The organism is Pseudoduganella sp. (genome assembly GCF_041914865.1).
GTDB lineage: Bacteria > Pseudomonadota > Gammaproteobacteria > Burkholderiales > Burkholderiaceae_D > Rugamonas.
The window spans coordinates 70,760-84,314 of the sequence record NZ_JAYSCO010000007.1 but is presented as its reverse complement, the minus strand read 5'-3'; the positions used below and the strand labels follow the sequence as shown (position 1 = coordinate 84,314).

Sequence of the window (13,555 nt, the reverse complement as noted above, 5' to 3'; positions counted from 1 at the left end):
TGGCTCCTTTCTCAGCGAGTCATGGTGCTGTTGGCGCGGTCCAGCTCTTCGCGCAGGATACGGATGTCTTCCTGGAGCTTGTTGGCAGCTTCGGTGGCCTTCGCGCTGCTGGCTTTGCTTTGCGCCAGCTTGGCGTCGGCCTGCGCCTGCTGCGCCAGGTCCTGGGCGGTGCGGTAATCCTTCGCCGCCAGGGCCTGGTTGGCGCGCAGCATCTTGTCGCGCGCCGCCGCCATTTCCGCCGGGGCCAGCTCCGGCGCGCCGGTCGCGGCGGCGGCTTCCACCGCGGTGCGCGAGGAAGCGACTTCGGCCGTAGCAGGCGTCTTCATGCTGCTGCAGCCTGCCAGCGCAAGGGCGCACGCGGCGCAGATGGTAGGCAACAGCGGGAAGCGATTCAGCGAATCCATTGTTGTTCTCCTCAAAGCGAATGGGGTACCGCAGTTATATAAGGTGTCCCCGCTGGGTTCAGTACGGTGCCGCACATTGCAGCCGTGCGCCCGGGTGTAGCCTGTCGCCATGGCACATACTTTTTCACGCCGTACAAAGATCAGCCTGGCATTGCTGGGCATCCTGCTGGCCATTCCGGCGGTGGCCCTCGTCATCCTGCTCACCTACGACTGGAACCGCGCCCGGCCCTGGCTCGGCGCGCGCGCCAGCGAAGCCTTGCAGCGGCCGGTTGAACTGCGCGGCGACTTGTCGCTGAGCTGGCAGAAGCAGGCGCTCCCGGCGCAGGCGCGCAGCTGGCGCGACCACGTGCCCTGGCCGCATCTGCTGGCGCACGATGTCCACGTCGGCAATCCGGCCGGCCTGCCCGGCGGCGACACCGCCTCGGCGCAGAAACTGGCGTTTTCGCTCAACCCCTTTGCCCTGCTGGGGCGCCGCATCGCCATTCCGGAACTGAGCTTCGAACAGCCGCAGCTGGCCCTGCTGCGCCAGGCCGATGGCCGCAACAACTGGACCTTGCCGCAGCGCCCGCCATCGGCATGGCGGGTCGAGCTCGAGCGCGTGGTATTCACGCGCGGCACGATCCAGCTGGACGATGCACAGCAAAAGATCCACGCCACGGCCCACCTCGACACGCTTGACGGTGACGCCCGCTATGGCGTGCGCTGGACGCTGGAGGGCAAATGGAACCAGCAGGCCATCGCCGGCCGCGGCAAGGCCGGCGCCGTGCTCGCGCTGCGCGATGCCGGACGCCCGTTCCCGATCCAGGCCGATGCCAAGGTCGGCCTGGTCAGCGTGGCGGCCGAGGGCACCCTGACCAATCCGGCCCAGCTGGCGGCCATCGACCTGCAGCTCAAGGTGGCGGGCGCTTCCGCCGCACGCCTGTACCCACTGACCGGCCTGCTGCTGCCGGAAACGCCGCCCTTCAGTACCGCCGGCCACCTGCGCGGCCAGCTGGCCAAAGGCGCCAGCCAGTGGACGTATGAGAAGTTCACCGGCCGCGTGGGCGACAGCGACATCGCCGGCACCCTGTCCTACCGGCAGGGCCAGCCGCGCGGCCTGCTGACGGGCGCGCTGCATTCGCGCCTGCTGCAGTTTGCCGACCTGGGCCCGCTGATCGGCGCCGACTCCAACGCCAGCAAGGAAGAACGCGGTGTGGCTGCCGTGCAGCCGTCGGGCAAGCTGCTGCCGGTGGAAACCTTCCGCACCGAACGCTGGAAGGCGCTCGATGCCGACGTCAGCTTCCGCGCCGAGCGCATCGTGCGCACCAAGGAGCTGCCGCTCAGCAAACTGCACACCGAGTTCCACCTGAAGGACGGCGTATTGCGCCTGGCGCCGCTCGATTTCGCCTTTGCCGGCGGCCAGGTGGCGTCCAAGGCCACGCTCGATGGCAGCAGCGGCGATGCGGTGGCCGCCACGGTGGAAGCCAATGTGCGCCACGTCAAGCTGCACCAGCTGCTGCCCAAGCTGCCCGAGCTGAAGCAAGCGACCATCGGCGAAATCAATGCCACCACCAAGCTGACCGCCAAAGGCAATTCGGTGGCCACCCTGCTGGCGCACGCGAACGGCGAGCTGAAGACCCTGGTCAACGATGGCACGGTGAGCAAGCTGCTGCTGGAACAGATGGGCCTGAACATCGGCAATATCGTGCTGACCAAGCTGTTCGGCGACAAGCCGGTGCACCTGAACTGCCTGGCCGGCGACTTTGCCGTGCGCGACGGCCTGGCGCAGACGCGCTATTTCCTGGCCGATACCGAAGACGCCACCGTGCGCATCCAGGGCGCGGTCAACCTGGCCAGCGAGAAGATCGACCTGACCCTGAAACCCGACAGCAAGGGCTTGCGCATCATTTCCCTGCGCGCCCCGATCTATGTGCGCGGCACGCTCAAGCAGCCTGACGTCGACATCGACAAGGGCGTGATCGCCCTGCGCGCCGGCGGCGCCCTGGCGCTCGGCGCACTGGCCGCGCCGGCCGCGCTGGTGCCGCTGATCAGTGCCGGCGGCGACGGCGACAACCAGTGCGCCGCCCTGCTGGCCCAGGCGCGGGAGAAGCCCAAGGCGCCACCGCCCGGTAAGACTCAAAGGTAACAAACCGTTACAGCGTGAAATGGCGAACAGATCACACCGCTAGTGGCTCGTATGCTGGGAGCCGTATCCCTAACGGAGGACCCATCATGAAAACCCAACAATTGACAGCCCGTCTGGCGATCGCTACTGCCCTGCTTGGCCTGGGCGCCTGCTCCTCGATGTCGAGCCAGGACAAGAACACTGCCATTGGCGCCGGCGTGGGCGCGGTGGCCGGTTCGGTACTGACCGGCGGCTCCACCACCGGCACGGTCGGCGGTGCCGTAGTGGGCGGCGTGATCGGCAACCAGGTCAACAAACCGCGCCGTTAAGAAGGCGTGCGCACCTGCTGGTAGCAATGGCAGGACACCGCTTCCAGGCCAGCCGGGTCCAATATTTCGATATTGCCCCGGCTGTAGCTGATCAGGCCCTGGTTTTGCAGCGCGCTGGCAGCCTTGGTCACCCCGACGCGCCGCACCCCCAGGGCATGGGCCAGGAATTCATGGGTCATGTGGAAACGGTCCGATTGCAGGCGGTCGCGCGTCACCAGCAGCGAGCGCGCCAGGCGCGCTTCCAGCACGTGGAAGCGGCTGCAGACGGCGATCTGGATCGCTTGCGACAGCAGGTTGTCGGTGTAGCGGTGCAGCAGGTGCTGCAGCGACTCCATCTCCGCAAATTCGGCGCTGAAGTCGTCCGCCTCCATGCGCAAGGCGCTGCCGCTGCGCTGTACGACGGCGCGCACCTGGGCCCAGCGCTGGCCCAGCGCGACGGAGGCGCCGATCATGCCTTCATGCCCGGCCGAACCGACTTCCAGCGTCATGCGCCCTTCAGCCACCGCCAGCAGCGACACCAGGGCGTCGAGCGGGAAGTAGATGAAGTCCATGGGCTGGCCTGCCTCGAACAGGATGTCGCCGGCCTCCAGTTCGACCAGTTCACACAAGCCTTCGAGATGTTCGAGGTCGTCTTCCGGCAAGGTAGCCAGCAAACGGTTGCCAATACGGGGTGGTGGCGATTCACTGCTTGGAACGGTATGAAGATTCAAAGTCATTGCCGTCAGCCTGAGGAAGTTTAGGCGGAGCGTATCGGCAATCGCCGGGCCTGTATGTACGCTGACGCACGGAAGCCAGCTGTGCCCGCCGCCACAATGCCGTCATGCAAAAAGAAAGGAAGTGCATCATGCAAAACGAAAACAACATCATGCGTTACACCACCCATCCGATGCTGCTGATCGCCGCCATCGCGGTGGTGCTGTTCTGCGGCGTCGGCATTGCCGCCATCATGGGCTGGCTGCCGTCATCGGGCGCCACCATGGGGCCGCCGGTGGCCGAAGCACCGGTGCCGGTCGGCGCCCAGGACAATATGGGACCGCCGCCTGCCCCGGCCGCCTACGCGGCGGGCCGCGCGCCAGCGGCCGACTCGTCGGGCTATTCCGGCGCCGGCAGCTATGGCGCCGGAGCGCCGGCGGCGACGCCTGCCGCTGCGCCGCCACTGGCCGCGCATGCGCCGGCGCCGGCGCCCGCCGCGGCGCCCACGCCGGCCATCTGCCGCAGCTGCGGCGTGGTGGAGTCGGTGCGCACCATCAAACAGCGCGCCGAAGGCAGCGGCCTGGGCGCGGCGGGCGGCGCCATCCTGGGCGGCCTGCTGGGCAACCAGATCGGCAGCGGCTCCGGGCGCAAGGTGGCCACGGTGGCCGGCGCGGTCGGCGGCGCCGTGGTCGGCAACCAGGTGGAAGGCAATATGAAGGCCACCACCCATTACGAGGTGCGCGTCCGCATGGAGGATGGCAAGGTGCGCACCATCAGCAGCAGCTCCGCCAGCTGGCAGCCCGGCGAGCCGGTCAAAGTGGTGAAGGGCCGCCTGCAACGCCGCTGATGTTCGGCAACGTACAGAAGCCAGCGATAACCACCGCAATAATGCAGCCAGGACTACGGAATATGAGAGGAAAACATCATGCTCTATACCATCGCTGTCGTACTCATCGTCTTGTGGCTGCTCGGTCTGGTGACTTCCTACACCGTGGGTGGTTTCATCCATATCCTGCTGGTGGTGGCCGTCATCATGATCCTGCTGCGCCTGATCAGCGGACGCGGCATCTGACGAGCCGGCCCAGCCGGCATCCCACCGGGGCGGGGACTGCGGCGCAGCTCCCGCCCCGCTTTTTTTCGCGCTAAAATTTGCAAAGGAGAAGCCCATGCCCAATAAAACCCTGGCCGCCCTGCTGATCGCAGCCCTCGCCGCCACCGGCTGCGCCGATATGAATGCCACCCAGCGCGGTACTGCCACCGGTGCCGGCGTCGGCGCCGGCCTGGGCGCCGTGCTCGGCGCGGCAACCGGACCTGGCGGCGGCAAACGCGCCGCCGGCGGCGCCGTCCTGGGGGCGGCGGTCGGTGCCGTGGTCGGCAATGTCTGGTCGAAACGCATGGAGGCGCAAAAGCAGCAGATGGAACAGGCCACCAAGGGTACTGGCGTGCAGGTGACGCAGACCGGCGATAACCGCCTGAAGCTGGAAATCCCGAGCGATATTTCGTTCGACACCAACCGCTCCGACATCAAGCCCGACTTCCGTCCCATCCTGGACCGCTTTGCCAGCACCCTGAACGACAACCCGGCCACCACGGTCAGCATCATCGGCCATACCGACAGCACCGGCAGCACCGCCATCAACCAGCCGCTATCGGTGGACCGGGCGGCCCACACGCGCGACTACCTGGCCGCACGCGGCGTTGCCGCGAGCCGCATCGTGATCGAAGGGCGCGGCGCACAGGAACCGATCGCCTCGAATGACGATGCGGCCGGCCGCGCGCGCAACCGCCGCGTGGAAATCTATGTGGCCGAGCCACGCCCGCCACAAGGCTAAGGAGATGCAATGAAGAAGACCGCCATGACGCTGCTGTGCCTGGCCGCCCTGCCGGCCATGGCGCAATCCCTGAAACCGGGTCTATGGGAGATCAATAACCGCATTGCCTCGGCCAGCCCGGAGACCATGGCGGTCATGCAGGCAGCGCAGCAGCAACTGGGAAATATGCCGCCCGAGCAGCGCAAGTCGCTCGAGCAAATGATGGCGCGCCACGGCGTCAACATGGATCTGGGCAAGGATGGCGGGGTCAAAGTGACATACTGCCTGACCAAGGAGATGGCCGAGCGGCAGGACATCCCGACCGGCCAGCCGGGCCAGTGCAGCACCACGCGCACGCCGGTACCGGGCGGGATGAATGTCAGCTTCACCTGTGCCCGTCCGCAATCGAGCGGCAATGGGCAGGTGATCTTCAATGGCAACACGGCCTTCAGCATGCGCATGAACGTCAACAGCGCGGCGCATGGCAAACCGCAGAACATGCTGGTGGAAGGCAGTGGCCGCTGGCTCGGCGCCGACTGCGGCAGCGTGGCGCCGCCGGCGCCCATGGCCCCGCCCAGCAAGCCGGGGCCGGAAGTGAAGCCGCTTACTCGCCCCGCTCCATAAAGGCCCAGTACAGCTCGCGCGCCTTGCTGGCCACCGGGCCGACCGGCAGCGTGCGGTCGTTGTAGCGCACGCAGGGGGTGACCTTGCCAAAGTTGCCGGTGTTAAAAATCTCGGCCGCTGTTTCGAGCTCTTCCGGCTTGACCGTACGCTGCTCGACCTCGATCCCGGCTTCGGCCAGGAGCTTGATGACGCGGGCGCGGGTGATGCCGGCGAGGAAGGTGCCGTTCAGCGCCGGTGTGACCACCTTGCCTTGCGGGGTGACGAAGAACAGGTTGGCGGTCGCGAATTCCGCGACATTGCCCTGGCTGTCGCACATCACCGCATTGTCGTAGCCGCGTTCCTTCGCCTCGCGCAGCACGCGGGTGGAGTTGGCGTACAGGGCGGACGCTTTGGCGTCGGTCGGCGCCATATCGGCATCGGGGCGGCGCAGCGCCGTCAGGCAGGCGGAAAAGCCGGTGAATGGCGGCAAGGGCGCATCGAACAGGGTCAGCGCAAAAGAGGCTTTGTCGGAAACCGGGATCAGCAGGCCATCGGTGGCGAACACCAGCGGCCGGATGTACAGCTCGGCATCGGCCGGGAAGCGTGCCACGCCCTCTTTCACCAGCTTTTCCATCTCCTCGACGCTGAGCGGGCATTCCAGGCCCAGGCTGCTGGCCGAGCGCACCACGCGCTCCAGGTGCGGACGCAGGTCCGGCAGCTTGCCACGCACGGCACGCGCGCCATCAAAGACGGAAGAGCCCAGCCAGACGCTGTGGTCCTGGGCGCCGAACAGGGGCGCGTTCCCTTCGGCCCAATTTCCATTGAAGTAAGTCAGATACATTGTATTCCCCGCGAAAAGTTCCAGCGGAAGAATGTAGCACATCAGAAAGCATGGCGCAGGCCGATGCTGAGCGCGCTATTGCCTTTGCCGGCCTCGGCGCTGTGCAGGTGGCGGATGTGCGAGATCGAAGCATGCGCCGCGGTGCGTTTGCTCAGCGCGTAGGTCATGCCGATGGCCGCCTGGCGCGCGTCGCGGTTGGGCGGGCTGCGGTCGTCCTTGTGGATGACGGAGGCCATGAAGGTGGCGCGGCCGCTGCGGTAGGACACGCCGGCCAGCATATCGTGGCTGTAGAGCGAAGGCATGGGCAACACCAGCGCGCCATACGGGTTGGCCGGGTCCCATGGCGAGCTGCCGACGCCGCGGTTGATGCCATAGCCGGCATACACGCTGGCCGGGCCGAAATTGAGATTGGCGGCCAGCAGCGTGTTGCGCGCCGACAGGTCCACCGGCTGGGTGGTGCCGACCGCTTCGATCGGGTTGCGCTTGCGCTGGTGGGCGATGCGGATATTGAACATGCCATCCTTGTAGCCAAGCACCGCGCCATAGGCACGGTTGCGCGAGGTGCTGAAAGCCGATTCGTCAAAGCTGTAGATGGCGCTGGCGCTCCAGTGCCGGCTGATGGCCTGCGGCGGGTCGAGCGGCCGGGTCTCATCCTTCTCCAGCGGGAACAGGGCCGCCCGGTCCGTCGCGCGCAGCGGGTCGCGTGCCAGCAGGCCGCCCGCTTTGTCCGCAGCGCTGTAGGTCGGGATGCCCTGGCCCGCCGCCAACACGGGCAATGTGAGCAGGATGACAAGAGCTTTCATACTGTCAGCTTAGGGTAAGCAGGGTCGTGCAATCTGTGCGCACACCAACACAAATAACGGAGACCGTATGTCCAGCAAGCTTTGCAGTGCCGCCGAGGCCGTGCGCCTGGTGCGCGATGGCGATATGATCATTGTCCCGACCGGCGCGGGCGAACCGCCCACCCTGCTGCATGAGCTGTCGGCCCAACGGCGCAACTTCCACGGCGTGCAGGTGGCGCAGATCCTGGCCATGCGCAAGTACGGCTATTTCGACCCGGAGACGGCGCAGCACGTGCGCCATTGCGCGCTGTTCTTTGGCGGCGCCTCGCGCGCGGCGGGCCAGGCAGGCTGGGCGGACTTCATCCCGGCCTACTTCTCGGAAATCCCGGCCCTGATCGAGCATGGGCAGATGCCAGCCGACGTGGTGTTCGCGCTGGCCTCGGCAATGGATGAACACGGCAACTTCTCCCTCAGCCTGGGGGCCGACTACACCATGGCGGCGCTGCGCAAGGCGCGCGTGATCGTGCTGGAATCAAATCCCAACGTGCCGTTCGCGCACGGCCAGTGCCATATCCATATCTCGCAGGTCACGGCCGTGGTGGAAAGCAGCGAGCCGGTGATTGAAGTGGGCCTGCCGCAGATCGGCGCGGTGCAGGAAGCCATTGCCGCCCACGTGGCGCCGATGATCGAGGATGGCTCGACGCTGCAGATCGGCTACGGCGGCATTCCCGACGCGGTGGTGATGCAGCTGACCAGCAAGCAGGACCTGGGCATCCATACCGAAATGATTGGCGATGGCATCCTGAAGCTGGTCGAGGCCGGCGCGGTGACCAACCGCCGCAAGTCCTTCATGCCGGGGCGCATGGTGGCGACGTTTGCCCTCGGTTCGCGCAGGCTGTACGACTTCATGCACCATAACCCGATGCTGGAAATGCATCCGGTCAGCTTCACCAACGATCCCTATATCGCCGGGCAGAACGACAAGCTGGTATCGATCAATGCCAGCCTGCAGGTGGACCTGCTGGGGCAATGCGGTTCGGAAAGCCTGGCCCACCTGCCCTACTCGGGCACCGGCGGCCAGGTCGATTTCGTGCGCGCGGCCAACCGTTCGCGCGGCGGCAAGTCCTTTATCGTGCTGCCTTCGACGGCGAAAGAAGGCGCCATCTCGCGTATCGTGCCCACCCTGACGCCCGGCACGCACGTGACCACCAGCAAGAACGACATCAACTATGTGGTAACGGAATACGGCGTGGCGCAGCTGCGCGGCAAGTCGGCCAAGCAGCGTGCGGAGGCGCTGATTGGCATTGCCCACCCGGATTTCCGGGCTGAGCTGCGACGCGAGGCGGCCCGCCTGCACTACAGCTGACTATGTTCGGCAGCGAACAATCAAACTGTCGCCGCTGCCTTAGACTGCCCTTCGGAGGTGCTTCCATGAGGGCAAAACATTTGCTGGTCATCTTCCTGGCAAGCTGGTCGCTGCTGGCTTGCGCGTCTTTGCCGGAGGTCGATGCCGACCAGGCAAAGCAACAGGCGTCCACCGTGCCGCGGGTGGTAGGTTCGTCCGGCAAACTGCCGCGCCAGACGACGGAACAGCTGCTGAAGAAACGCTGGGCCAAGTCGACCCTGGACCTGAAAGCGCAGGCGGCGCTGGAGGAAGCGGCGACCGGTGTGCCGCTCATTGCCGGCAACAAGGTGCAGCTGCTGTTCGATGGCCCGCAAACCATGGCGGAAATGATGAAGGCCATCGCCTCTGCCCGCAACCATATCAACTTTGAGACCTATATCTTCGACCAGGACGAACTGGGCGAACAGTTCGCCGACCTGCTGGTGCAGAAGCAGCGCGAAGGCGTGGTGGTGAACGTGATTTACGACAGCGTGGGTACGCTGGGCGTGCCGCAGGCGTTTTTCGACCGCATGCGCGAAGGCGGCGTCAGGCTGCTGGCCTTCAATCCGGTGAATCCGGCCAAGACGCGCGGCAACGGCTGGAAGCTGAATAACCGCGACCACCGCAAAATGCTGATCGTGGATGGCAAGGTGGGCTTTACCGGTGGTATTAATATCAGCGATACCTATGCCAAAAGCTCGCCGTTCCGCTCGGGTTCCGCGTCGCGCCGCGCGCGCGATGCCGGCCCCAAGGGCGAAGACGAAGTCGGCTGGCGCGATACCCATGTGCGGATCGAGGGCCCGGCGGTGCAGGCCATGCAGTGGCTGTTCGTGCAAACCTGGATCGAACAGGATGCCGATGACTTGCGCGATGCGAACTATTTCCTGCAGGTGCCGCCGGCGGGCGACAAGGTCGTGCGCGTGCTCGGCTCGCGGCCCGAGGGGCGCTATGAAATCTACAAGGCCATGCTGCTGGCGATGCAGGAGGCGAAGAAGTCGATCCATATCACCTGTGCCTATTTCGTGCCCGACGACCAGACCCTGCAGGCACTGGTCGATGCGGCGCGGCGCGGCGTGGATGTGCAGCTGGTGCTGCCCAGCGTGTCCGACAGCGGCCTGGTGTTCCATGCCGGGCGCGCGTTCTACCAGCCGCTGCTGGAGGCGGGCGTGAAGATCCACGAACTCAAGCTCTCGGTGCTGCACGCCAAGACGGTGGTGATCGACGGCGTCTGGTCCACGGTCGGCTCCACCAATATCGACCGCCGCAGCTTCCTGCACAACAGCGAGGTCAACGTGATTGTGATGGGTGACGCGTTTGGGCTGGAAATGGAACAGGCCTTCAAGGAGGACCTGCGCAATTCAAGCGAAGTCACCCTGGCCTCATGGAACAAGCGCCCGCTGACCTTGCGCCTTAAAGAATGGCTCGCGCGCGTGTGGGATTACTGGCTCTGAACTTTGATCTGCATCAAACTGCGCCTGGCGGCACAGGCTAGGCTGAAGGGATCATGAATGATCACGAGCCGCCCACTTCGCTTGACAGGCCAGCGCCTGGCGACCACCATGCAGACATCCCCACGCGCGTAACCAGGCTGGAGGTGATGGTGGACGTGGTTATTCAACGGCTCGACAGACTCGACACGAAGGTCGATCGGCTGGACAAGAAATTGGATGATGGCCTGGAAAGGCTCAACGGTAAGATCGACAATGGCCTCGAGAAGCTCAACGATAAGATCGATGCCGGCCTGGGTGCCCTCAACGACAAGATTGATGCCGGCCTGGGTGCCCTCAACACTAAGATCGATGCCAGCACAGAGAAGCTCAACGACAAGATCGATGCCGGTCTGAACGCCCTCAACACTAAGATCGATGCCAGCACAGAGAAGCTTAACGACAAGATCGATGCCGGTCTGAACGCCCTCAACACTAAGATCGATGCCAGCACAGAGAGGCTTAACGACAAGATCGATGCCGGCCTCGAAAAGACCAATGATCGGATCGATCGGCTCAACGAGAACATGATCGCTGGTTTTAACAGGACTTTCTATTTGGTGTTCGGCGTCATGACGGCCTTGCTCACTGGCCTGCTCGGTTTGCTCGCGAAGGTACTCAATGTGATTTAGGTGGCTGGGCGCCAGACATCGCCCTGGCGCTGGAACACATCGGTAGCGGCGACAGTGAAAGCATTGCTTTCGCTCCAGGCGTAGCGCTGGACCTGGATCTCATCGTGCTCCACACGCAAGACGTTGAAAGAATTGGTTTCGCCGCGGCTGCGGGTGGACGTGGCGGTGCCGGCCTGCACCACCAGCGCGGCATAGCCATCGATTTCGTAGCGCTCGGCCGTGTTATGCGTGTGGCTGGTGTGCAAATGCCCGGCCAGCAGCAAGTCCACGCCGCAACGCGAGAAGACCTCCATCGCCATCGGCGCCCGGTCCACCAGGTCATCGCGGTCCAGGTGCTGCGGCAGGTCGAAGGGGTGATGGGTGACCACCACCCGCGTCACAGCACGCGGCAGTTGGGCGAAGCGCTGCCGCAGGAATTCCACCTGGCGCCGGTTGACGCGGCCATCCTTGAAGGTCAGCGAGCGCGCCGTATTCAGGCCCAGCACCGCGATCTCGTCATCCACAAACTCCGGCGCCAGGTCGCGCGTAATGTGGCGCCGGTACTTGACCAGTGGCTGGAAGAAGCGCGCCGCCACGTTGTACAAGGGAATGTCGTGGTTGCCCGGCACCACGATCTGCGGTTTGGGCAAGGTATCGAGGTAATGGCGCGCCTGGCGGAACTGGGCGCTGCGCGCGCGCTGGGTCAGGTCGCCCGACACCACCACCACATCCGGCCGCACATCCCCGATCAGCTGGCGCAGGGGCGCGAGCACCTGGTTGTCGACGCGGCCAAAATGCAGATCGGAGATATGGACCAGGGTTCGCATCATTCCTCCTGTGGACGAGGCACGATCACCGGCAGGGCCGCCGGCCGGATGCGATAGCGCAGCGGCGGCGCCATCACCGTTACTTCACCATCCGTCGCCACCCGCAGGCGGCGGTGGCGCGTCTCGATCGCCATCTCGCGCGCCTGGAAGATATCGAACTCGCGCGCCTGGCGCAAGCGGCCGAACAAGGCGCGCAGGGCGAGCTTGAGCAGGCCGAAGCGTGTAGGCCGCTGCGCCACATACACGCTCAGCATCCCGCCATCGATGCAGGCCCGTTCGCCGATATTGAAACCCTCCATCTGGTATTCATTATTGCCGATAAAGACAAAGGGTGTGCGGCGCGCATGGTCGGCCTCGCCCAGCGCCAGCCGCACGCTGAGGAAAGGATAGCGCCGCAGCGCAGCCAGGGTGGCCCAGCCGAAAGCCGTCCACTTGCCGCGCCCGAGCCGGCGCTGCTGCCGCTGGCGGTCGCGCACGATATCGGGATAGAGGCCCAGGCTGGAGTTGTTCAGGAAAATTCGCCCGTTCACTTCGCCCACGTCGACGCGCGCCACATGGCCGGCCGCCAGCGTGGCAATGGCAGCGTCGAGCTGGGTCGGGATGCCCAGGTCGCGCGCGAAATGGTTCAATGTGCCCATGGGCAGCACGCCGAACACCGCGCCGCTATCCAGCACCACCGAGGCAACGGCATTGATGGTGCCGTCGCCGCCGCCGGCCACCACCACCCGCACCCCGCCGTCCAGGGCGGCACGCGCCGCATCCATTAACTGATTGGCGTCGTCGGCCAGCGTTACCTCGGCCTGCAGCCCATGGCCGGCGAAGCGCCGCGCCAGCGTTTCGCGCCAGTCCGCGTCGTAGCCGGTGCCGGCGCCGGCGTTGACGATGACCGCCATGCGGCTCATGCCAGCCTGCCTTCGCGATGGCGGCGCAGGCTGGACACCGCAGTCACACACACGGCAAGCCAGCCCAGGCCTTCAGCCACTCCCGCCATCACGTCGGTGAGGAAATGCACACCGAGGTAAAGGCGGCTGAAAGCCACCAGGGCCACCATCAGCAGCGCGCCGCATGCCACGCCGATGCGCTGGGCGGCGCTGCGGCAGCGCGTCCACAGGTAGCACGCCAGTACGCCGTAGAACACGGTGGCGGCCAGCGCGTGGCCGCTGGGGAAGCTATAGGTGGGCAAGGTCAGCAAAGGCTCCGCGAAGCTGGGGCGGGCACGCTGGTAGCTGTGCTTGAGCAGCACGTTCAGCAGCATGCCGGGCGGCACCGCCAGCACCAGGGTCAGCATCCAATAGTGGGCCTGGCGCCGCCAGAAGTGCCAGGCCAGCAGCAAGGAGAGGAAGCCGATGCCGGCCATGCTGTGGATATGGCTGAACCCAAGCACGAGGCTGGTCAACGGTTCGCTGGCACGTGCATGCAGCCAGTGGGCCACCGCCACATCCAGTACCGCCAGGCGGGCGCCGGGGCCGAGCGCGGCGCCGGCAATGGCATGGAAACAGGTGGCGGACAGCAGCAGCAATACCAGGCCGGCCAGTAAATGCAGGGGAAGGCGGATCGAATCTTTCATAGTGCGCAAAAAACAACGATTAGCAAAAAAACCTGATTTTTCATCCAGTACTGTTGATTCATACAGTATTTGTGTTATTCTGATGACTCGTTAAACACATCACAGCAAAAGG

Annotated in this window: 16 protein-coding genes; 9 read left to right on the top strand and 7 right to left on the bottom strand. The window is 65.3% G+C overall.

All coding sequences use genetic code 11. The annotated features are described in order from the left end of the window. Positions 1–11: 11 nt before the first annotated feature. On the bottom strand, positions 12–404 hold the full coding sequence (locus ACE3TQ_RS05315; protein ID WP_374580920.1) for a DUF4398 domain-containing protein: 393 nt from the start codon (positions 402–404) through the stop codon (positions 12–14). Positions 405–513: 109 nt separating this feature from the next. Here ACE3TQ_RS05315 and ACE3TQ_RS05310 point away from each other — a divergent pair, with 109 nt between their 5' ends. Next, positions 514–2,529 carry an AsmA family protein gene (locus tag ACE3TQ_RS05310; RefSeq protein WP_374580919.1) on the top strand — a complete coding sequence of 672 codons (2,016 nt, stop codon included), beginning with the start codon at positions 514–516 and terminating at the stop codon, positions 2,527–2,529. 86 nt (positions 2,530–2,615) lie between these two features. Beyond that, positions 2,616–2,837 carry a glycine zipper 2TM domain-containing protein gene (locus tag ACE3TQ_RS05305; RefSeq protein ID WP_374580918.1) on the top strand — a complete coding sequence of 74 codons (222 nt, stop codon included), beginning with the start codon at positions 2,616–2,618 and terminating at the stop codon, positions 2,835–2,837. On the opposite strand, the gene ACE3TQ_RS05300 is transcribed toward ACE3TQ_RS05305, so the two are convergent. Continuing rightward, positions 2,834–3,553, bottom strand: a complete 720-nt coding sequence (locus ACE3TQ_RS05300; protein ID WP_374580917.1) for a Crp/Fnr family transcriptional regulator — start codon at positions 3,551–3,553, stop codon at positions 2,834–2,836. The genes ACE3TQ_RS05305 and ACE3TQ_RS05300 overlap by 4 nt on opposite strands. 128 nt (positions 3,554–3,681) lie before the next feature. Between ACE3TQ_RS05300 and ACE3TQ_RS05295 the strand changes: the two genes are divergently transcribed. From ACE3TQ_RS05295 to ACE3TQ_RS05280, 4 genes are all read left to right on the top strand, one after another. Beyond that, on the top strand, positions 3,682–4,377 hold the full coding sequence (locus ACE3TQ_RS05295) for a glycine zipper 2TM domain-containing protein (protein ID WP_374580916.1): 696 nt from the start codon (positions 3,682–3,684) through the stop codon (positions 4,375–4,377). A gap of 78 nt (positions 4,378–4,455) precedes the next feature. Then, entirely contained in the window at positions 4,456–4,602 is a 147-nt protein-coding gene (locus ACE3TQ_RS05290) for a lmo0937 family membrane protein (protein ID WP_161025044.1), read from the top strand. A 94-nt stretch (positions 4,603–4,696) separates the two neighbouring features. Beyond that, a complete protein-coding gene (locus ACE3TQ_RS05285; protein ID WP_374580914.1) occupies positions 4,697–5,362 on the top strand; it encodes an OmpA family protein in 666 nt (221 codons plus the stop codon). A gap of 9 nt (positions 5,363–5,371) precedes the next feature. Continuing rightward, positions 5,372–5,965, top strand: a complete 594-nt coding sequence (locus tag ACE3TQ_RS05280) for a DUF3617 domain-containing protein (RefSeq protein ID WP_374580913.1) — start codon at positions 5,372–5,374, stop codon at positions 5,963–5,965. Here the strand turns inward: ACE3TQ_RS05280 and ACE3TQ_RS05275 are convergent. Both ACE3TQ_RS05275 and ACE3TQ_RS05270 read right to left on the bottom strand, forming a co-directional pair. Next, positions 5,946–6,785 carry a branched-chain amino acid aminotransferase gene (locus ACE3TQ_RS05275; protein WP_374580912.1) on the bottom strand — a complete coding sequence of 280 codons (840 nt, stop codon included), beginning with the start codon at positions 6,783–6,785 and terminating at the stop codon, positions 5,946–5,948. The two genes, ACE3TQ_RS05280 and ACE3TQ_RS05275, sit on opposite strands and share 20 nt — an antisense overlap. 41 nt (positions 6,786–6,826) lie before the next feature. Beyond that, the gene (locus tag ACE3TQ_RS05270; RefSeq protein WP_374580911.1) at positions 6,827–7,588 is read right to left on the bottom strand and encodes a porin; all 762 of its coding nucleotides are present in this window, start codon (positions 7,586–7,588) and stop codon (positions 6,827–6,829) included. Positions 7,589–7,655: 67 nt separating this feature from the next. Here ACE3TQ_RS05270 and ACE3TQ_RS05265 point away from each other — a divergent pair, with 67 nt between their 5' ends. From ACE3TQ_RS05265 to ACE3TQ_RS05255, 3 genes are all read left to right on the top strand, one after another. Next, positions 7,656–8,933, top strand: a complete 1,278-nt coding sequence (locus ACE3TQ_RS05265) for an acetyl-CoA hydrolase/transferase family protein (RefSeq protein WP_374580910.1) — start codon at positions 7,656–7,658, stop codon at positions 8,931–8,933. Positions 8,934–8,998: 65 nt separating this feature from the next. Continuing rightward, positions 8,999–10,402 carry a cardiolipin synthase gene (cls, locus tag ACE3TQ_RS05260; protein ID WP_374580909.1) on the top strand — a complete coding sequence of 468 codons (1,404 nt, stop codon included), beginning with the start codon at positions 8,999–9,001 and terminating at the stop codon, positions 10,400–10,402. A gap of 53 nt (positions 10,403–10,455) precedes the next feature. Beyond that, a complete protein-coding gene (locus tag ACE3TQ_RS05255) occupies positions 10,456–11,070 on the top strand; it encodes a hypothetical protein (RefSeq protein ID WP_374580908.1) in 615 nt (204 codons plus the stop codon). Here ACE3TQ_RS05255 and ACE3TQ_RS05250 read toward each other — a convergent pair. The 3 genes from ACE3TQ_RS05250 to ACE3TQ_RS05240 are packed head-to-tail and all read right to left on the bottom strand — an operon-like array spanning position 11,067 to position 13,443. Beyond that, the gene (locus tag ACE3TQ_RS05250) at positions 11,067–11,876 is read right to left on the bottom strand and encodes a metallophosphoesterase (protein ID WP_374580987.1); all 810 of its coding nucleotides are present in this window, start codon (positions 11,874–11,876) and stop codon (positions 11,067–11,069) included. The two genes, ACE3TQ_RS05255 and ACE3TQ_RS05250, sit on opposite strands and share 4 nt — an antisense overlap. Then, a complete protein-coding gene (locus ACE3TQ_RS05245; RefSeq protein ID WP_374580907.1) occupies positions 11,876–12,778 on the bottom strand; it encodes a diacylglycerol kinase family protein in 903 nt (300 codons plus the stop codon). Before ACE3TQ_RS05245 ends, ACE3TQ_RS05250 begins: the two co-directional genes overlap by 1 nt. Continuing rightward, positions 12,775–13,443, bottom strand: coding sequence for a phosphatase PAP2 family protein (locus tag ACE3TQ_RS05240; protein ID WP_374580906.1), 669 nt, complete (start codon positions 13,441–13,443; stop codon positions 12,775–12,777). The genes ACE3TQ_RS05245 and ACE3TQ_RS05240 overlap by 4 nt, the downstream gene beginning before the upstream one ends. Positions 13,444–13,555 lie beyond the last annotated feature (112 nt).